This window comes from Streptomyces sp. NPDC046900 (assembly GCF_040644975.1).
Taxonomy (GTDB): Bacteria; Actinomycetota; Actinomycetes; order Streptomycetales; family Streptomycetaceae; genus Streptomyces.
This window is the reverse complement of sequence record NZ_JBEYXD010000006.1, coordinates 67,361-82,023: the sequence shown is the minus strand read 5'-3', so window position 1 is coordinate 82,023 and position 14,663 is coordinate 67,361. Positions and strand designations below refer to the sequence as shown.

General features: G+C 70.7%; 29 protein-coding genes. 5 read left to right on the top strand and 24 right to left on the bottom strand.

What is annotated here, in order from left to right; genetic code table 11:
- Positions 1–16: 16 nt before the first annotated feature.
- The 6 genes from ABZ904_RS08610 to ABZ904_RS08585 all read right to left on the bottom strand — a co-directional run bounded on the left by ABZ904_RS08610 (position 17) and on the right by ABZ904_RS08585 (position 2,095).
- Positions 17–595: a hypothetical protein gene (locus tag ABZ904_RS08610; RefSeq protein WP_361822043.1), complete on the bottom strand. Its 579-nt coding sequence runs from the start codon at positions 593–595 to the stop codon at positions 17–19.
- Complete coding sequence (locus ABZ904_RS08605; protein ID WP_361822040.1) at positions 592–1,089, bottom strand: hypothetical protein; 498 nt, start codon at positions 1,087–1,089, stop codon at positions 592–594. The genes ABZ904_RS08610 and ABZ904_RS08605 overlap by 4 nt, the downstream gene beginning before the upstream one ends.
- Positions 1,090–1,108: 19 nt before the next feature.
- The gene (locus tag ABZ904_RS08600; protein WP_361822038.1) at positions 1,109–1,255 is read right to left on the bottom strand and encodes a hypothetical protein; all 147 of its coding nucleotides are present in this window, start codon (positions 1,253–1,255) and stop codon (positions 1,109–1,111) included.
- A gap of 10 nt (positions 1,256–1,265) precedes the next feature.
- On the bottom strand, positions 1,266–1,667 hold the full coding sequence (locus tag ABZ904_RS08595) for a helix-turn-helix domain-containing protein (protein WP_361822035.1): 402 nt from the start codon (positions 1,665–1,667) through the stop codon (positions 1,266–1,268).
- Positions 1,668–1,733: 66 nt separating this feature from the next.
- A complete protein-coding gene (locus tag ABZ904_RS08590) occupies positions 1,734–1,916 on the bottom strand; it encodes a hypothetical protein (protein WP_361822032.1) in 183 nt (60 codons plus the stop codon).
- A complete protein-coding gene (locus ABZ904_RS08585; RefSeq protein ID WP_361822029.1) occupies positions 1,916–2,095 on the bottom strand; it encodes a hypothetical protein in 180 nt (59 codons plus the stop codon). The genes ABZ904_RS08590 and ABZ904_RS08585 overlap by 1 nt, the downstream gene beginning before the upstream one ends.
- A gap of 167 nt (positions 2,096–2,262) precedes the next feature.
- Between ABZ904_RS08585 and ABZ904_RS08580 the strand changes: the two genes are divergently transcribed.
- The gene (locus ABZ904_RS08580; protein ID WP_361822026.1) at positions 2,263–2,559 is read left to right on the top strand and encodes a helix-turn-helix domain-containing protein; all 297 of its coding nucleotides are present in this window, start codon (positions 2,263–2,265) and stop codon (positions 2,557–2,559) included.
- Between the two features lie 71 nt (positions 2,560–2,630).
- Positions 2,631–2,912, top strand: a complete 282-nt coding sequence (locus ABZ904_RS08575; protein ID WP_361822024.1) for a hypothetical protein — start codon at positions 2,631–2,633, stop codon at positions 2,910–2,912.
- A gap of 7 nt (positions 2,913–2,919) precedes the next feature.
- Here ABZ904_RS08575 and ABZ904_RS08570 read toward each other — a convergent pair whose 3' ends face one another.
- On the bottom strand, positions 2,920–3,132 hold the full coding sequence (locus ABZ904_RS08570; RefSeq protein ID WP_361822022.1) for a hypothetical protein: 213 nt from the start codon (positions 3,130–3,132) through the stop codon (positions 2,920–2,922).
- 44 nt (positions 3,133–3,176) lie between these two features.
- Between ABZ904_RS08570 and ABZ904_RS08565 the strand changes: the two genes are divergently transcribed.
- Positions 3,177–3,650 (top strand): DUF6233 domain-containing protein, encoded by a 474-nt coding sequence (locus ABZ904_RS08565; protein ID WP_361822019.1) that lies wholly within the window; start codon positions 3,177–3,179, stop codon positions 3,648–3,650.
- 35 nt (positions 3,651–3,685) lie between these two features.
- Here ABZ904_RS08565 and ABZ904_RS08560 read toward each other — a convergent pair whose 3' ends face one another.
- Positions 3,686–4,198 (bottom strand): hypothetical protein, encoded by a 513-nt coding sequence (locus ABZ904_RS08560; protein ID WP_361822017.1) that lies wholly within the window; start codon positions 4,196–4,198, stop codon positions 3,686–3,688.
- 1,176 nt (positions 4,199–5,374) lie between these two features.
- Between ABZ904_RS08560 and ABZ904_RS08555 the strand changes: the two genes are divergently transcribed.
- Together ABZ904_RS08555 and ABZ904_RS08550 are read left to right on the top strand one after the other, a co-directional pair.
- Positions 5,375–5,590, top strand: a complete 216-nt coding sequence (locus ABZ904_RS08555) for a hypothetical protein (protein ID WP_361822014.1) — start codon at positions 5,375–5,377, stop codon at positions 5,588–5,590.
- Positions 5,591–5,914: 324 nt separating this feature from the next.
- Entirely contained in the window at positions 5,915–6,541 is a 627-nt protein-coding gene (locus ABZ904_RS08550; protein ID WP_361822011.1) for a hypothetical protein, read from the top strand.
- Between the two features lie 190 nt (positions 6,542–6,731).
- Here ABZ904_RS08550 and ABZ904_RS08545 read toward each other — a convergent pair whose 3' ends face one another.
- From ABZ904_RS08545 to ABZ904_RS08470, 16 genes are all read right to left on the bottom strand, one after another.
- Positions 6,732–7,454: a hypothetical protein gene (locus tag ABZ904_RS08545; RefSeq protein ID WP_361822009.1), complete on the bottom strand. Its 723-nt coding sequence runs from the start codon at positions 7,452–7,454 to the stop codon at positions 6,732–6,734.
- A 100-nt stretch (positions 7,455–7,554) separates the two neighbouring features.
- Positions 7,555–7,983 carry a hypothetical protein gene (locus tag ABZ904_RS08540; protein WP_361822006.1) on the bottom strand — a complete coding sequence of 143 codons (429 nt, stop codon included), beginning with the start codon at positions 7,981–7,983 and terminating at the stop codon, positions 7,555–7,557.
- A complete protein-coding gene (locus tag ABZ904_RS08535; RefSeq protein ID WP_361822003.1) occupies positions 7,980–8,327 on the bottom strand; it encodes a hypothetical protein in 348 nt (115 codons plus the stop codon). Before ABZ904_RS08535 ends, ABZ904_RS08540 begins: the two co-directional genes overlap by 4 nt.
- Positions 8,327–8,476 carry a hypothetical protein gene (locus ABZ904_RS08530; protein ID WP_361822001.1) on the bottom strand — a complete coding sequence of 50 codons (150 nt, stop codon included), beginning with the start codon at positions 8,474–8,476 and terminating at the stop codon, positions 8,327–8,329. The genes ABZ904_RS08535 and ABZ904_RS08530 overlap by 1 nt, the downstream gene beginning before the upstream one ends.
- Positions 8,477–8,527: 51 nt before the next feature.
- Entirely contained in the window at positions 8,528–8,764 is a 237-nt protein-coding gene (locus ABZ904_RS08525) for a hypothetical protein (protein WP_361821999.1), read from the bottom strand.
- On the bottom strand, positions 8,761–9,561 hold the full coding sequence (locus tag ABZ904_RS08520; protein ID WP_361821996.1) for a helix-turn-helix domain-containing protein: 801 nt from the start codon (positions 9,559–9,561) through the stop codon (positions 8,761–8,763). Before ABZ904_RS08520 ends, ABZ904_RS08525 begins: the two co-directional genes overlap by 4 nt.
- Positions 9,562–9,646: 85 nt before the next feature.
- A complete protein-coding gene (locus ABZ904_RS08515) occupies positions 9,647–10,084 on the bottom strand; it encodes a hypothetical protein (protein WP_361821993.1) in 438 nt (145 codons plus the stop codon).
- The gene (locus tag ABZ904_RS08510; RefSeq protein ID WP_361821990.1) at positions 10,084–10,272 is read right to left on the bottom strand and encodes a hypothetical protein; all 189 of its coding nucleotides are present in this window, start codon (positions 10,270–10,272) and stop codon (positions 10,084–10,086) included. The genes ABZ904_RS08515 and ABZ904_RS08510 overlap by 1 nt, the downstream gene beginning before the upstream one ends.
- Positions 10,272–10,496: a hypothetical protein gene (locus tag ABZ904_RS08505; protein WP_361821987.1), complete on the bottom strand. Its 225-nt coding sequence runs from the start codon at positions 10,494–10,496 to the stop codon at positions 10,272–10,274. Before ABZ904_RS08505 ends, ABZ904_RS08510 begins: the two co-directional genes overlap by 1 nt.
- The gene (locus ABZ904_RS08500) at positions 10,493–11,116 is read right to left on the bottom strand and encodes a hypothetical protein (protein ID WP_361821984.1); all 624 of its coding nucleotides are present in this window, start codon (positions 11,114–11,116) and stop codon (positions 10,493–10,495) included. Before ABZ904_RS08500 ends, ABZ904_RS08505 begins: the two co-directional genes overlap by 4 nt.
- The gene (locus ABZ904_RS08495; RefSeq protein ID WP_361821981.1) at positions 11,116–11,379 is read right to left on the bottom strand and encodes a hypothetical protein; all 264 of its coding nucleotides are present in this window, start codon (positions 11,377–11,379) and stop codon (positions 11,116–11,118) included. The genes ABZ904_RS08500 and ABZ904_RS08495 overlap by 1 nt, the downstream gene beginning before the upstream one ends.
- Entirely contained in the window at positions 11,376–12,110 is a 735-nt protein-coding gene (locus ABZ904_RS08490) for an exonuclease domain-containing protein (RefSeq protein WP_361821978.1), read from the bottom strand. The genes ABZ904_RS08495 and ABZ904_RS08490 overlap by 4 nt, the downstream gene beginning before the upstream one ends.
- Positions 12,107–12,916, bottom strand: coding sequence for an ERF family protein (locus ABZ904_RS08485; protein ID WP_361821975.1), 810 nt, complete (start codon positions 12,914–12,916; stop codon positions 12,107–12,109). The genes ABZ904_RS08490 and ABZ904_RS08485 overlap by 4 nt, the downstream gene beginning before the upstream one ends.
- On the bottom strand, positions 12,913–13,965 hold the full coding sequence (locus ABZ904_RS08480; RefSeq protein ID WP_361821972.1) for a lambda-exonuclease family protein: 1,053 nt from the start codon (positions 13,963–13,965) through the stop codon (positions 12,913–12,915). The genes ABZ904_RS08485 and ABZ904_RS08480 overlap by 4 nt, the downstream gene beginning before the upstream one ends.
- The gene (locus ABZ904_RS08475) at positions 13,965–14,201 is read right to left on the bottom strand and encodes a hypothetical protein (RefSeq protein WP_361821970.1); all 237 of its coding nucleotides are present in this window, start codon (positions 14,199–14,201) and stop codon (positions 13,965–13,967) included. The genes ABZ904_RS08480 and ABZ904_RS08475 overlap by 1 nt, the downstream gene beginning before the upstream one ends.
- A complete protein-coding gene (locus ABZ904_RS08470) occupies positions 14,201–14,647 on the bottom strand; it encodes a hypothetical protein (RefSeq protein WP_361821967.1) in 447 nt (148 codons plus the stop codon). Before ABZ904_RS08470 ends, ABZ904_RS08475 begins: the two co-directional genes overlap by 1 nt.
- Positions 14,648–14,663 lie beyond the last annotated feature (16 nt).

Sequence of the window (14,663 nt, the reverse complement as noted above, 5' to 3'; positions counted from 1 at the left end):
ACGCGGCGGGACCCGGTCATCGGACGCGGTAGCGACGGGAGGTCTCGCTGCCGTCCTTGACCACTACCCCGGCGAGGCCGAGGGGCTCTGTTGTTGGTGTTGGCGTTGGCTCCTGAACTGCGCCAACACCGCTCTCAGGAGGAGCTGAACGGGGTAGGGGAAGGGCTGGCAGATCGTCTCTGTGTACGCCCGGTCCGTTCCCTGCGACAGTACGCACGCCCGACCTGACCGGGACGCCCGCCTCGCCGAGGAGCGCGCGTACAACCTTCGTATCGCCTACGCCGAGCTCGTTTCGTAGCTCGGTCAGGAGCACGTTCCGCCCGGTGCCGGCGACTGCCCACAGTGCGGCCACGACGTCCGGCGCGGCCTCCGCCTCGTCGGCGGCGGCGCGGCGGTGTGCCCACCATGCTCGGGTGCGCTGCCAGGCGAGGCAGCCGAGTACCCCGACGACCACATAGGCGACCTCGGGCAGGGCGGCGACGATCCCCCACATGGCGAGCGCGCCGACCGCGTACAGGGTGATGCGGGCGGCGCGCTGCGCCCCGGGGCCCGGCTCCCCCGGCTCGGCGGTCGGCTCGGTCTCGGTGTCGCTCATGCGAAAGCCTGCGTGAACAGGGCGCCGAGCATGTTCGCCGAGGAGCCGAGCGGCACCGCGGCGACGCCGGCCACGTTCCCGGACAGGGCGACCGCGATCCCGCTGAAAACGCCAGCGAACAGCTTCGCGTTCGGCACCCTCGGCGCCCACTTCCACAGGGCGAGGAGTACCGCGGTCAGCAGGAACACGATCACGTACCCGCCGGGAGTGAGGGCGAGCTGGTGCGCGCGGGTCACGTCCGGGGCGCTGCCGCCAACACCCCACACGAGCGCGGTGTACCCGGCCACGTTCGCGGCCCACAGGGCAACCCAGGTGCCGGCGCCGAGCGCTGACCACGTGCCGAGCGCGGCGAGCGCGGCGAGCATGCCGTAGAGGTGCGCCAACACGAACGGGATGAGGGCGGCGGGCTGGCGCTTCTCCTTCAGGACCCAGCGCAGCAGGTAGACGAGGACGATCGCGACGCCGAGGGCGACGCCGCCGAGGTTGACGGCCATGTACGGCACGGTTGGGGTCCTATCGGACGATGGCCACGGCGAGCGCGGCGACGGTGAGGATCAGGGCGCACGTGCCGGAGATGGGCGGCACGGTGCGGGGGTCGAGCAGCCAGAGGCCGAGGAGGGCGAGCCCGGCGAGGAGGGCGAACGCGGCGGCGAGGAGCATGGCGCGCCGCCTACTGCGCCGCGGTGGGGTCGTGGCGGTCCTGGCGCTCGAGGTTGGCGCGCATGGTGGCGCGGCGTGCCTCGGCGGCGGTGTGGATGGCGCGCGCCACCGGTGCGGGCAGCCGGCCGGTGCGCGCGTCGATGAGGACGTTGAGGTCCTGGATGAGCCACGGCGGAAGTTCGTGGATGAGCCGTGGCGCGCGGGGTGCGCCGCTGGTCGGCGAGGGTGGCGCGGTGGGTGGCGCGTCCTGTGGCGCGGTGGCTGGCGCGTCCGGCTCGTCGGTGGCGCGGAGGATGCGCGCCACGGTGCTGTGGTGGATGCCGACCTCGCGCGCGATGGCGCGGTGGCTCATGTCCTCGGCGGCGAGCTGGCGCACGGTGGCGCGCGTGGCGTCGTCTGTCGGGGTGCTCATGGCTGCTCCAAAGAGATGGCCGGACCCCGCGGGGGAGTTTTCGCGGGGCCCGGCCGGTCGGTGGGGCTAATTGCGCCGTCGGATGCTGGCCACTGCGGCGGTAGCGAGGATGGAGAGGAAGAACAGCGACGACAGGCAGTCGTTCGCGGGCTGGTTGTCGTACGAGGCGCGGTCTTGCAGCTGGCGGCGGGAGTGGCCGCGCTGCGGGCTCGTGGGGCGGTGCCACTCGCCGCCGAAGGTGTCCGGCATCAGGCTGCGCTCCCCGACTCGTTGCCGTGGACGCGGTCCTCGCCGGAGAGCTGCTCGCGGCGGTGCTGCGCGTCGGCGTAGTCGACTGCGGCGCGGCCGAGGAGTTCGGGCGCGGTCGCGTGCGCGTCGTCGGCGACGGGGGTGGGCTGCTCGGGCGGCCTGTCGGTACGGTTGCCCATCGGGGCCTGCCTTTTCGTCGTGGTTGAGGTGGGCACCTGGCCCCGTCCCGGAGCGCCAACTCAGCGGGACGGGGCCGTTGTGCGTAGTAGCGCGGGCTACTTCCTGAGACTGTACGGGGCCCCGTACACTCGCGGCAAGCGGCCCGCCCGAGGAGAAGAGGCCGGGTGTGACCGAGGAGGCTCAGCGCGTGATCGACGCCATGGACGCCGTGGAGGCGATGCCTGATCCGCTGGAGCGCGCCAAGGCGATCGGCGAGGTGATGGCCGATCAGGCGGAGCGCGGAAAGCGGTGGCGGGAGATGCGCCGCGGGGTGGTGCTCGAGATGCGCGCGCAGAATCCGCCCGTCTCATACCGGAAGATCGCTGCCGCGCTGGGTGTGGGTCTGGCCACGGTGCAGGACATCGAGCGGGGCTACACCGGGTCAGGGAAGGATCGGCCGCGGGCGGCGCAGGCCGAGGAGTAGCCGCCAGGAGCCATGCCCCGCCTCGACGGAGACGGGGGCGGTGTCATACCCCGGGCGTAAGGTCCAGCCACGTGGAACACACCCTTGACGAACTCGTGGAGAAACAGTGCACCGCCGACCAGGCGCAGGCACAGATCGAACAGCTCCGAGACGAGTACGGGCCCCCGGCTGCGGAGACGTGGAGCGAGCAGCAGACCGAGACGTACGAGACCGCGTGGCGCGCCTGGCGTGACCTCGCGCGGGACGTCCAAGCGGCGATCACCGAGTACGCGAAGGTCGAGGAGAAGGCGCGGTACGACGTCGAGGCAGATGTGAAGAAGCAGGCCCGGCATCCGGAGCTGGCGTCGGCCTGACCTGGGGCTACGGCTCGGGGCTGGCCGCAGGCTTCGGCCAGGTGGCCAGCTCCTGATCCGTCTCGGTGTCGACGAGGATGACGTGCGATCCGTCGCGGCCGTACTGGCCGACCGTTGTCGCCCACTTCTTACGTGCGATGGCCTCGCTGTCCCACCAGCCGTCCATGACGCGCTGGTCTTCCACGGTGAGGGTGACGCGGTAGCGGCCGGGCTCGTCCACGTCCCCAGCATCGCAGACGCCCCGCCCGTGCCTACACTCGGCGCATGCCCGAGCTGCCACCTGATCCGGACCGCCTGCGCGCGATCTTGGCGTGGCTGGACGAGCGGCACGTGGAGAACGAGACGGTGGGCATCTACCTGCGGATGCAGCGGGATGCCGTGCGGGAGGCGCTGGCCCGAGCCGAGGGCGGGTCGCCTGCCGATCCGAAGTCGCCGCCCGCCGAGCCCGAGCGGCCCCGCGGCCGAAAGAACACCCGCAGTAGCGGCGGCGGCCAGCCTAGGCCGCTCCCCACCTTCACCGCGCCGGCGAGCGGCGGACGCGGGTCGACGGGGTTCACGGTGGAGCAGCGGGCACAGGCGATGGGCGCGGAGCGCGTCCTGATCCACGTGGACGACTGCCCGCACGCGGGCGAGGCGCAGCCGATCGATCCGCACGGTGCGCGGGCCTCGCTGCTCGAGGGCATGGAGGCGTGCCCGTTCTGCCGGCCAGATGGTGAGCTGGGGATCGAGACCGACTGAGCCCCGCACGCTCGTGTGGGGCTCAGAGGGTCAAGTCAGTGGGGGGCCGAGGTGCGCGACGGGTCTGCTGGCGTGCCATAGGCGACGTCCAGATCATGGATCAGCCACTCGAGCAACCCGTCGGTGATCCAGCCGATCTCTCTGATCAACTCAACTAGTTGATCAAGAGAGACGGCATGGGTAACCAGCTCCGTCTGGCCGCGCCTACCTCGCACGGCCAGATACGAACCGTCAGCGTCACGCGCCCACGCGCCATGCACGTACGCGTTGCGGATCTCGGCGGCCTTTGCCACGCGGTTCAGTAGCTTGTCGAGGTCTTCGAGTTGAACGGCATCGATGCGGGGTACCTGGCGCGCGGCCTCTCGGCACTTGCGCAGCATGGCGGAGAGGGGTTCCCCGTTTACGCCAGCCGACTGCGGGTTGTGGCTCGCGATGACGTGGCCGGTGAGGGCCTCGATCGTGACCTCCAAGCCTGCGGCGTCCCTGACCATCGTCCCCAAGTGGAGGAGGAGTTCCGTCTCCTGCGCAGTCGCTGGTATGTCGCTCATGCCGAGATAGTCCCAGGTTCGATCAAAGCAGGCTCCGGATTTTCGTCATGGGACGTGACGACGCCCCGCCGTCCGCGTGGGACGACGGGGCCTCGGGGGTGCCCGGTGCCGTGAGTAGGAGCGCGGCAGCGGGGGAAGGGCTGTCTAGTGGTGGTGGTGCCACCAGAAAATCACGAGCGGTATCAGCCCGGTGAGACTCAAGTTAACGCCGGTACGCACGAGCTCGTCGCCGGCAGTGCTCAGAAGTCGCCGGAAGTGGCGCCGCGCCCCGCGTTCCGCGAGGTGGGTGCGTATCCGGCCGTGTGTGCGGGCGGTGCGGGCGGTCTTCGGTGTAGGCCGCTGACAGTGGCAGCGCCTACACTTTTTGGTGCTGGAGATGTTGACCTCCTTCGGTTGACGTTTCTGACGGTGTCGGCGGCCTCCTGCGTAGGACCAGGGGGCCGCCACCGTTTCCGGAGGAGGCCGTGGCCCTGCGTTAGGACCAGGAGCCGCCACCGTTTCCGGAGGCGGCGTGGCCGCGCAGAACATTCTGACGCACTGCACTGACAACAGGTGCCGGTCGGGGTCAAGCCCAACGGCGCTTGGCGCTCGCACCAATGACGGCTCGTCACGCAGACGTCCTGGTCAGCTTCGGGTGGAGTTGGCCACCGAGATCGGCCCTTGGCACATGGTTTGGGGTGTAGCCCTTGGCGTACGCGACGCGAGATCCCGGCACGTCCGGCCTGTTGGCCTGCGGGTTTCACGTGAGCAGTGGACCTCGCCGAAGGGCGGGTCGTCGAACTTCACCGACAGTCTTGCCGTAGCCGTTCTGCTGAGACGGCGTAGGCGTGAACTTCCGCAAGATGTCGGTGCCCTTGTAGTCGGCCTCCGGGATGTTCTCGACGTACATGCCCACCGGGTTGCGACTCGTCGTCCTCGAGCAGCACGTCCTTGTAGAAGAAGCCTGATTGCTTGTGCTGCCCGGTCGGCACGGCGACGGCCCACACCACGCGGGCCCACCTGATGAACTCGACGATGAACTCCTCGTGGGAGGGCGTGCCGAAATGAGGGGATCTTCCCGCCGTCCTGGACCTCCGTCGTCGGTGAAGCGCAGCGGACGCAGGCCTCGGATGAGCGGGTCAGGAACACCGTCTCGTACTTGTTCCCCTCGTTGTCTGGCGGTCGAAGGTGCGGGGAGTGGACGCGACGCGGAACGTCGCGAACGCCGCCCGGGGTGAAGCGCATCTTGGCGTCGGCGACAAGATTCCCGACGAGCGTGATGACGGTCTCGCCTGCCATGGAGAGGACGGGGCCGTCGCCATGTTCTCGATGTACATCTCCAACTTGGCCAACTCGTACGGGCTCAGGGCCCACCGACGCGACTTTCTGACTCTGGACCTGCGTCGCCGGTGACCCGCAGCGACAGCGAGACCACCTGCTCGCGCACGCGACTCGTCGCGTACACGGCCCGGAAGTCTCACTTCCCTCCCTTCCCGGGAGCCATCCACGCCCGCCCTGCGTCATTCTGGGCGGGGATCTACAAGGGGGAGGGCACGCGTGCCAGACAGCGGAACACCGAGACGAGCCAGACTGCGCCTGACCAGGCACCGCCCCGGCCCCAGTCGGGTCCGGGCCAGGCAACGAGCCGACGAGCCCGAGGCCGGCAGTCGACTGGGTGGGCTGAACCTCCTCACCCTCGGCGCGGCCGTCACCATCGTGGCCAGCCTGGGTGGCCTGGTGACCACGGGCATCGGCACGATCTGGAGTGCCCTAGTGTCAGCGGATCAACTGGCCCATTCACGAGAGCAGGATGCAGACAAACAGCGTCAGCAGGCAGCGACTGTTTCGTACTGGGTAGACCACGCACCGAACGGTGACGCCCGGCTGCACCTGATGAATCGGTCCGCCGACCCTGTGGCAGACATACGCGTGCTTTTCAATGGCGGGGTGCATCCTCCCGTCAATTTCGCCGGTTGGCCTCTCTTCCCCGACCCTGTGCTCTTCTGGTTGGAGTTGCCGAGCCTGCCGCCTTGCACCGATTCGGTGATCGAGGCTGCGTCGCTGATGTACAGCCCCGAGGTCCGGGGCGAGGAGTCGGATTCGGGTGTCCCTCCTTGGATGGGAATCGCGGAAAAGGGCGAAGTCAAGGGCTGGAAAGTGCCCTACCAGGGAGACCTCGTCGTCAGCTTGTTTAAATTCGTTGACCGAAACGGTGAGTCCTGGGTCAGGAGCGAAGGGAAATTGGAGAACCGTTCCCTTTCTGTGGTCGAGGGCACGTTCCCATCCGACTATCAGGGACGCGTTGCTTCGGAGCCATTCGTCAAAGCCGCAGAAGGCTGCGAAGGGGGTGACTCATCAGGCTGACGGGGTGGGGGCTGTGAGCGTCGCTAGCCGACAGCCCGGAGGTCGGGGCGCATGCTGGCCGGCCAGATCGGAGGGCGCGCTCGAGGGTGCATTGGGTGTCGCGCAGTTCGTCGCTCAGGTAGGTGTGGTGGCCGATGGCGACGGCGGCGGCTGCGGTCGCGTGCGCGGGGCTCAGCCAGCGGTCCCACGGTCAGGCTACGGCCGCGGTGTCCTGCCCGGTCCACACGTGCCCGCACTGGGTGCAGCGGGCGACGGGTGAGGCGCCGGCGCCTCCGTGGAGGTTGAGGCGTCCGCCGCAGTCGGGGCAGGGGCGGGCGAGTGGTGCGGTGCGCTCGCCGACGTCGAGGGCGTGCTCGACGCGCTCGGCGCATCCGCGGGCGACGGCGGCGATGTGGTCGTGCTGTGGGCCGGTGAGGGGCCGGAACGGTCCGGGCGCGCCCTGGACGCGGCCGAGGAGCCACAGCGCGGCGTACGGGGCGTCCGGGCGGGCTCCGGTCCATGACCAGCGGCGCGGGTCGCGGCGGTCCTGCATGACGAGCAGCTCGCGCCGGCGCCGGTCCGTTGCGGGGTAGCCGTCGGGCAGTTGGCCCATGACGGGGCGCTGCACGCTTCCGGCGATCTGGTCGGCGCAGACGATGAGGGCGGCCCGAACGACGCGCAGCGTCTCGTGGATGGTGAGCCGGATGGGGATGGGCCGCTCGCCGATCTGGGACGGGTCGCGCTCGAGGGTGCGCAGGGCGAGGGCGCGGTGCCGTTCGGCCTCGAGCAGCTCGTCGTCGTACTGCTCGAGGGCGCGCAGGTAGTCGCTCATGCGGCCGGCGGGGGGCCAGGTGGGTGCGCTGCCGGCGCCGAGGGCTTCGGTGAGGTCGGGCCAGTGGCGGATGACGGTGGTCAGGTGGGCGGCGGTGGTCATCGTCGTGGCTCCTGGTGTGCGTGGGGCGGTACGGTGATCTCCGCTTGGGGGCGTGCGCTGGAGTCCGGGCTGACGAGCGGCGCGCGCCCCTTCGTCGTGCTCAGGTGGTGGGCTGCTCGGTGCCGTTGAGTTCGGCGCTGTCGTGGGTGCGGAGGGTGGCCCACCGCAAGGCGAAGCGCCGCACGCGGACGATGACGGCCCGCTGCGCCTCGATCTCCCCCTCGAGGACGGTCTCCCGCTCGATGGCCTTGTTGGCGCGGTCGTTCTCCGAGCGGAGCAGGTCCCGCATGCGCTCGAGCTCGGCCTCGGCCTGCTCGGCGCGGTTCCGGGCTGCTTCCATGCCCTCATTGGCCATGTCGCGGGCGGCAACGGCCCGATGCTTGGCCCTGGTTTCCGTTTCGAGCTGCTCGAGCAGGGATTCGCAGGCTCGGTAGTTCTCGCGGACGGCGTGACCAGCACGCTCCAGCCGGTCGTACAGGGCGTCGAGGGCGTCGCTGTCGATAGTGTCGACGGTGTGGCGGTCGCTCATGCGCTGGTGTCCTTCCGTGCGCAGTGGTCGGTGTCGTGTTCGGTGCCGGCGGATGTCCACCAGCGTTCGCAGCACGCGGCGGTGAGGGCGGCGTCGATCACCTCGTGGGTGATGGGTCTGAGTCCGGGCGGCCGTGCTGCGCGCTCGAGGGCGACCCGGGCGGTGTGCAGCTCGTCGCGGTGGTAGGCGTGCTCGACGATCGCCGCGCTGACCACCACGGCGGCGGCGGCGTAGAACGCGGCCCACAGCGTGGCGCCGTTGTCGGCGCTGTCCATGGCGCAGCGGATCAGGCCTACGGCGGCGAGGGCGTACAGGCAGGCGAGGGCGTGGGTGAGGCGGCGCATTAGCGTCTCCGGGTGCGGCGGGCGTGGATGTGGGCGCGGATGGGTCCGCGGGCCCACGAGGGGCGCGTGCGGGCGCGTGCGGTGGGCGCGGCGAGGGGCATGCCGGCCGTGAGGATGACGAGGGCGACGAACGCGACGACGGCGAGCACGGGTTGGTCCTCTCTGCGCGCGTGGGGCGGCGGAACCGGGTGCGGGGGCGGTCATGCGGCTGTCTGGTCTGGATGGTCGGTCATGAGGCGGAGGTGTCGGGGGTCGTCGTCCCAGTGCCACCCGTCGAGGGCGTGTTCGAGGTCGGCGCGGTGTTGGGCTTGCTCGTCGGGTGTCCATCTGGGGACGTAGTGCAGCGGTTCGGGTGGTGGTGGCGGTTCGGGTGGCAGAGCGTCGCCGAATGTGCCGGTGGGCCACTGCTCGGCCATGAGGCGGTCGTATGCGGTCATGCGCTGTGCCTCTCGAGCCGGCGTTGACATGCGGCGTGGATGGTGCGGTCCGGTCGTCGGGGGTCGGGGACGATCGGCTGCGCGCACTCGGGGCAGCGGGGCAACTGCCTCGCCTCGGATTGATCTCGCTCGGCGGCCTCGCCCGCGCGCGTCTGTGGCTTGGGTGAGTGATCAGCCGAGTCGTGGTCAGGGAGTGGGTCCCTACCGGAGGTAGGGGGGTACTGGTAGACCCCCGCCGCGGACGCTGTCCGGACCGCGTCCGGGGACGCTTTCCGGGGGCGTCCGCGGACGCTGTCCGGGGCCTCCTCCGAGGGTTCGGAACCCCCGCCGCGGACGCTGTCCGGAACACCAACCGCGGACGCTGTCCGGATGGCGTCCGCGGACGCTGTCCGGGTGAGTTCGGCAACGAGTCGTTCCTTCTCCAACTGGCGGGCGCGACGCTGCCGGGTGTCGGTCATGTGGTGGATGTGCGCGGCCCAGTCCGGGCGGCCGGTGGGGATGAGCAGCTGGTAGACCGTGGACGCGTTCGGCCGGCGCTTCCGGGTGAGCAGCCCAACGCCCATGAGCACCTTGACGGCCCGCGTGACGGTCTCCTGTGAGCAGCCGGACAGGGTGGCGAGGGTGTCGCGGGCCGGGAAGGCGTTGGAGCCGTCGGCGTCGGTGTACGTCGCGATCCACATGCCGACCGCGGCGACGCGCGCCACTTCGGGGATGGTCCGACCGACGCGCAGCACCTCGGCCCGTAGGGCGTTGGTCCACGCGTTGCGGACGGACTGCACGCGGTCGTCAGTGGTCAACTCGAGGCTTCTCTCGTGATGTTGCGGAACCGATCCGGCAAGGCCCGGGGCGGCCGGCGGGCGACCGCCCCGGACGGCGGGGCGGCTAGCGGACGTACTCGGCGCGGCGGCGCTCCTCGACGCGCCGCTTGTGCTCCTTCAGCTCGCCCTCGGTCGGCTTGCTGGCCGTGACGTCGAGGAGGGCGTCGTCCGGGCGCTGTGGGCCCTCGCCAACCTCGTCGAGCGTTCCGTCGATCTGCCGGCCCCTCCACATGGCGCGCTTGGCGGCGGCCAGGGCGGCGGCGTCCTCGTCGGAGCGGGCGACCTCGCATTCGGTCACGCGGACCTTGACCTGCGGGTCCTTGTCTTCGCCCTCGGCGTGCCCCGTGTAGCTCTTGGAAGTGAAGGCGACGATGGCGTACAAGGTGGTACCGGGCTTTTCGAACAGCCCGCGGCGCTGCTCGCGGGAGAGGCTGTTCTCGATGAACGCGGCGGCCGAGTCGAGCTTGACCTCGGGGACGTCGGCGGGTCCGAGCTTGGGCATTACGGGTGTTCCTCTCGGGTGGTTGGGGCGGGCAGGAGGTCGAGGGCGTCGCCGATGCGGTTGGCCAGGGCCCGGCGCCGGTCGGCGAGTCCGGGGGCGTGGCTGGCGCTGTGCTCGGCGCCGAGGAGGAGGCACTCGACGACTTCGGCGACGTCTTCGATGCCGAGTCCGGTGAGGTGGAGTGCCATCAGCGGGTTCCGTTCAGTCGGTAGGCGGCAGCTGCTTCCGCGGCCTGTTGGGTGAGGGCGTCCTCGGCGCACGTCTTGTGGGCGTGTTTCCGTTGGGAGTCGCGGAGTTGGGTCGGTACGCCGCAGTAGCGGCAAGGGCGGGGCCCGTCGTAGTCCCAGTGCACGGACCCGTTCGTCCAGTCGAGTAGCGTCCCGGGCACGTAGTCGGGTCGGCGGGTGGTCATCGGGCGACCGCCACGGGCTCAGTTGGCCACTGCACGCCCTCGAGCGCCCGAGCGTGCGACGGCGGCACCTCGGCGAGCGGGTAGCCGAGCCAGTGCAGGCCCATCGCGCGCAGTACGTAGGCGTCGGCCTGGTCGTATCGGCCGCGGCCCTCGCACGCCACCTTGTACCGGTCACGAACGGCGTCGCGAACGAGGGCCTTGACCTGCGTTGCGGTCAGCTTCCGTCCGGTGTCCGGGTCCTTATGCCGGGCCTTTCCGGTGGCGTAGATGGTGCGGGAGTCGGGCGGCACGATCGCGAACGGGATGCCGCGCCGCCATAGGTCGCAGCGGATTGCCCACCGAGCGGCGGCCATCTCGTCGTGCCCGTTCTGGAGTGCGCTGCCGTACGACGGGCCCTCGATGGCTACGAAGTCGGCGCGGCGGTAGAACGAGGCGGCTTGCTCGACGAGGTAGACGAGCCGCTCCTCGGCGCGCAGGTCCCCGGTCCGGATGAGGTCTGTCCATCCGGTGCCGGCCACGCCCGAGAGCACGAGGGCGATGTCGAGGCCGATGACGGTGGGCCGGGGCCCGGCCGCCACGGTGGCGGCCGGACGCTCCGGGTCGAACAGGGTCTCGGCCATCACTCGGCACCGCCCGCGGGCGGGGTGCTGGTGAGCGGGTCGTGCGCGGTGACGGTGCGGCAGGTCCAGCACTGCCGGCCGCCGAGGCGGAAGAACGCGTGCAGCGTGTTCCGTTCCTCGGCCGGGCACCATGCGAGGTCGTTGACCATTGCGTCTTGCGGGCGCATGAGGACGCGGAGCGGGACGGTCTCCTCGACGCGGCGCGGGGCGCGGCGGCGGCCGGTCGGCGCGACGATCTGACGCAGGCAGCGGCGGACGTTCACGAGGCGTCACCGCCCTCGCGCTGCGCGGGGATGAGCGGCCACTCGGTACTGACCGCGTCGGCCTCGTGCTCGCGTCCTGGCGTGTTGCGCAGGTAGCGGGCGAACGACTCGTTTTGCTCGCGCGCCCATGCCGCTTGTTGCTTGTGCAGCTCGGCCGGGTCGGTGTCGCCGATCTTGGGGTGAAAGAGGCCGATACGCCGGGCGACACGGACCGCGGCGAGGGCGTCGCCGTTCGCGGTGTGCGCTCCCTTGAGGTTGACGCCGTAGACGCGGCACAGGTCCTCGAGGCGGCGCCTGCCGCGGCGGTAGCGGTCGACCTGCTTGTCGAGGACGCGCGGGTCGATGACGTACGGCACCGAGCGGGAGAACAGCGACTTGATGCCGTACCGGTCGGCCTCGCGCTCGAGGATGGTCAGGTCAAACGGGGCGTTCATGATGACGATCGGCGTGCCGATGTTGGCGGCCCCGGCGAGCGCGGCCACCAGCTCGGCCACGACGTCGGCAGCGGGGCGGCCTTCGGCGCGGGCCCGGCGGGTGCTGATTCCGTGCACGGCGGTCGCCGCGTCGGGGATCGCGATGCCGGGGTCGGCGAGCCACGTGGTGACCTGTAGGTCGGTGCGGATCGGTCCGGAGTGGACGACGCAGGCGGACACGATGCGGTCGGTCTGCGGGTTCGGGCCGGTGGTTTCGAGGTCGAATCCGCACAGGGCGGAGGCGGGCCAGCGGGTCATGAGGCACCCCCGGCGGGGGCGGTGCGCTCGGTGTAGATCCGGCGGCCGAGGGCGTCGAGGGTCTCCTCGTCGCCGCTCTCGTTCTGGACGACGACGTGCAGCATATTCGCCTGCCGCAGCTCGTAGCTGATCTGCTCGAGCCGTCCGGGCGTCGTCTGCGGGTTCACGATCTCGTCGCGGTAGTCGTTCGCCGACCGGACGGGGGCTTCGCCCCGCTCGACGTGCACGGCCTCGGGCTCGGGGTCGCCGGTCGGGATCATGCCGGTGTTGAACAGGAGCGCCCGCAGGGCGAGGGACTGCGCCTTGGCGGTGCCCTTGTCGCCCGAGTCGAGGGACTCGCCTGCCGACTTCAGTAGGGGCAGGCTGTCGCCCATCGGGCCGATGATCTGCCACGTCGTGGTGATCGTGGCCTCGCGCATCTTGTTGTTCCTCGACGACGTGGTGTCGCGGTACTGCGTCGACATGTCGACGGCGAGGACGTTGACGCCGTGCCGCAGCGTGGCCGGGCCGAAGGCGTTGAGCGCGGCCTCGATGCCGCGGAAGTTGTACTTCACGAACTCGCGGCCGGTGTTGCGGTCCTTCTCCTTGTGCTGGTCCGACTTGGCCACCGACCGCACGTCGTGCCGCACCCGCAGCCACGCGATGTGGACGGGCACCATCTCGGGCGTGGGATAGGCCTCGTTGTCCTCGAAATCGAGGTACGGCAGGGGCTCGCCGGCAGGCGGCGCGGTGTACGTCGGCAGGGCCGGGGCCGCTGCCTGCTCGCCGTCCGCGGCCATGTGGGCGCGCTCGGTCAGGGACGTCATGCGGCGTACTCCTCACGCACGAACTTGGGGATGGAAAGGCGGTCGAACGGCTTGTCCTCGACGCACGCCCGGTAGGCCTCGGGGAACTCCTCGAGGAGCCGCTCGAGATCCGGCGTCTTGCGGTAGGACTGCTCGATCGAGAAGAACGGCCGGTCCTGCACCATCGCGGCCTGCGCCCCGCCGAGGGCCTCGAGGAGCCGCGCGTACTTCGCTTTCCGCTTTCGCTCGGCCGCCGACTTCTCGGCCACGGCCTCGAGGTACTCGGTCATCGCGTCGCGTGCGTCGCCGTCGCGGTCGAGGACGACGACGCCCTTACGGTCCGGGTGCAGCCGGTCGTACAGGTCGAGCAGCGCGTCCGGGGGTTCCTCGCCCGTGGTGGCCGGCGGACGCCGGGGGACGATGTGCTCGTGCCAGAGGCGAGAGGCCTTGGCGTGCAGGTAGGCAACCAACTTCACGTGCTCGTCACGGCGGACGGTGTACTGCCGGTAGTCCTGGCCACCGATCAGGCACACGACGTGGATGTGGTCGAGCCCGGTAACGAGGATCTGCCACAGCACCTGCGCGAGGACGTCGTCCGGCGGGCCCTGCCGCCACAGGTTCGCGACGAACGCATTGCGGGTCTTCACCTCGAGGGCGCACAGCGAGCGTACGGACCGGTCGAGGGGGCACTCGGTGCACAGCCGGTCGAGGGTGCACAGCTGCCACGGCTCGGCTTCGTTGGCGATGAGACCGATCGACTCGACGACGGTCCGGTTGCGGCGTGCCCAGTCGCGGGCGAGGGGCTCCTCGAAGATGACGCCGAAGTGCGCTGCCTCGCTGAACTCGTCGTCGTGAGGCAGGGCGCCGCGCTTGTCGTGGTAGACGTGCAACGGCGTTTTGAACCCGGACAGGTTCATCACCGCAGGCAGGTCGCTCGAGCCGATGCCGGCGCGGCGGGCGTCGAGCCACTCCTCGCGCGGTGTGGTGTGCGGAAGGATCAGGCGCCCGGTCGGTGTGACCGGGCGGCCGGCGGCCGGGCTGGTGGGCCCGGCCGGGGCTGCGGTCGTCATCAGGCGGCGTCCTTCGTGCTGGTGGTCAGGTGGTAGATGCGGCGGCCGGCGACGTCGACCGCGGAGAGGTGGCCGCGCCGGGCCAGCGCCCGCAGGTCCTTCCACGCCGTCCGGCGGCCGTACGTCGGCCACGGGGACCCCACGAGTAGCTGCTCGGCGGACTGGGTGGTGACGGGCCGGCCGTGGGCCGTTATGGCGGCGAGGAGGTAGCCGCGGCGGGTGATGATCTCGGGCATCAGGCGCCGTCCTTGCGGGTCTTGAGGACGTAGAACTGCCGGCCGGGCTCCTCGTGCCGTACGAGATGGCCCCATGCGGCGAGGTCGCGGAGGTCACCGCGGGCGATAGTGCGGAGCTGCCCGTCGTGCATGTGGTCGAGGGCGCGCACGTTGTCGCGGTAGAAGCGGCGGGCGCGGGTGGTGGTCCACCTGCCGCGTGCGGTGCGGATGGCGTCGAGGAGCTGCGCGACGCGGCCCGTCGGTCCGGGAGTGGCATCGGCCGCCGGGCGGCTGCACTTCTCCCCAACCTGCGCGTACGCGTCCTGCTCGTCACGGGCGTGCTCGTCGAGGAGCCGCTGCACCTCGGCCATGTCGCGGAACGGCGCGACCACCCGGAGCACGTTGACGAGTCCGCGCAGCATGGCCAGTTCGCCGGGGTAGTTCTCGGCGGTGGTGAAGGGGCTCATCGGTGGCCCGCCTTCC

What these genes read in the sequence shown, in the direction of transcription:
- ABZ904_RS08610 (WP_361822043.1), bottom strand. Translation starts at nt 595, where the DNA reads ATGAGCGACACCGAGACCGAGCCGACCGCCGAGCCGGGGGAGCCGGGC.
- ABZ904_RS08605 (WP_361822040.1), bottom strand. Translation starts at nt 1,089, where the DNA reads ATGGCCGTCAACCTCGGCGGCGTCGCCCTCGGCGTCGCGATCGTCCTC.
- ABZ904_RS08600 (WP_361822038.1), bottom strand. Translation starts at nt 1,255, where the DNA reads ATGCTCCTCGCCGCCGCGTTCGCCCTCCTCGCCGGGCTCGCCCTCCTC.
- ABZ904_RS08595 (WP_361822035.1), bottom strand. Translation starts at nt 1,667, where the DNA reads ATGAGCACCCCGACAGACGACGCCACGCGCGCCACCGTGCGCCAGCTC.
- ABZ904_RS08590 (WP_361822032.1), bottom strand. Translation starts at nt 1,916, where the DNA reads ATGCCGGACACCTTCGGCGGCGAGTGGCACCGCCCCACGAGCCCGCAG.
- ABZ904_RS08585 (WP_361822029.1), bottom strand. Translation starts at nt 2,095, where the DNA reads ATGGGCAACCGTACCGACAGGCCGCCCGAGCAGCCCACCCCCGTCGCC.
- ABZ904_RS08565 (WP_361822019.1), top strand. Translation starts at nt 3,177, where the DNA reads ATGCCCGAGCTGCCACCTGATCCGGACCGCCTGCGCGCGATCTTGGCG.
- ABZ904_RS08560 (WP_361822017.1), bottom strand. Translation starts at nt 4,198, where the DNA reads ATGAGCGACATACCAGCGACTGCGCAGGAGACGGAACTCCTCCTCCAC.
- ABZ904_RS08545 (WP_361822009.1), bottom strand. Translation starts at nt 7,454, where the DNA reads ATGACCACCGCCGCCCACCTGACCACCGTCATCCGCCACTGGCCCGAC.
- ABZ904_RS08540 (WP_361822006.1), bottom strand. Translation starts at nt 7,983, where the DNA reads ATGAGCGACCGCCACACCGTCGACACTATCGACAGCGACGCCCTCGAC.
- ABZ904_RS08535 (WP_361822003.1), bottom strand. Translation starts at nt 8,327, where the DNA reads ATGCGCCGCCTCACCCACGCCCTCGCCTGCCTGTACGCCCTCGCCGCC.
- ABZ904_RS08525 (WP_361821999.1), bottom strand. Translation starts at nt 8,764, where the DNA reads ATGACCGCATACGACCGCCTCATGGCCGAGCAGTGGCCCACCGGCACA.
- ABZ904_RS08515 (WP_361821993.1), bottom strand. Translation starts at nt 10,084, where the DNA reads ATGCCCAAGCTCGGACCCGCCGACGTCCCCGAGGTCAAGCTCGACTCG.
- ABZ904_RS08510 (WP_361821990.1), bottom strand. Translation starts at nt 10,272, where the DNA reads ATGGCACTCCACCTCACCGGACTCGGCATCGAAGACGTCGCCGAAGTC.
- ABZ904_RS08505 (WP_361821987.1), bottom strand. Translation starts at nt 10,496, where the DNA reads ATGACCACCCGCCGACCCGACTACGTGCCCGGGACGCTACTCGACTGG.
- ABZ904_RS08500 (WP_361821984.1), bottom strand. Translation starts at nt 11,116, where the DNA reads ATGGCCGAGACCCTGTTCGACCCGGAGCGTCCGGCCGCCACCGTGGCG.
- ABZ904_RS08490 (WP_361821978.1), bottom strand. Translation starts at nt 12,110, where the DNA reads ATGACCCGCTGGCCCGCCTCCGCCCTGTGCGGATTCGACCTCGAAACC.
- ABZ904_RS08485 (WP_361821975.1), bottom strand. Translation starts at nt 12,916, where the DNA reads ATGACGTCCCTGACCGAGCGCGCCCACATGGCCGCGGACGGCGAGCAG.
- ABZ904_RS08480 (WP_361821972.1), bottom strand. Translation starts at nt 13,965, where the DNA reads ATGACGACCGCAGCCCCGGCCGGGCCCACCAGCCCGGCCGCCGGCCGC.
- ABZ904_RS08475 (WP_361821970.1), bottom strand. Translation starts at nt 14,201, where the DNA reads ATGCCCGAGATCATCACCCGCCGCGGCTACCTCCTCGCCGCCATAACG.
- ABZ904_RS08470 (WP_361821967.1), bottom strand. Translation starts at nt 14,647, where the DNA reads ATGAGCCCCTTCACCACCGCCGAGAACTACCCCGGCGAACTGGCCATG.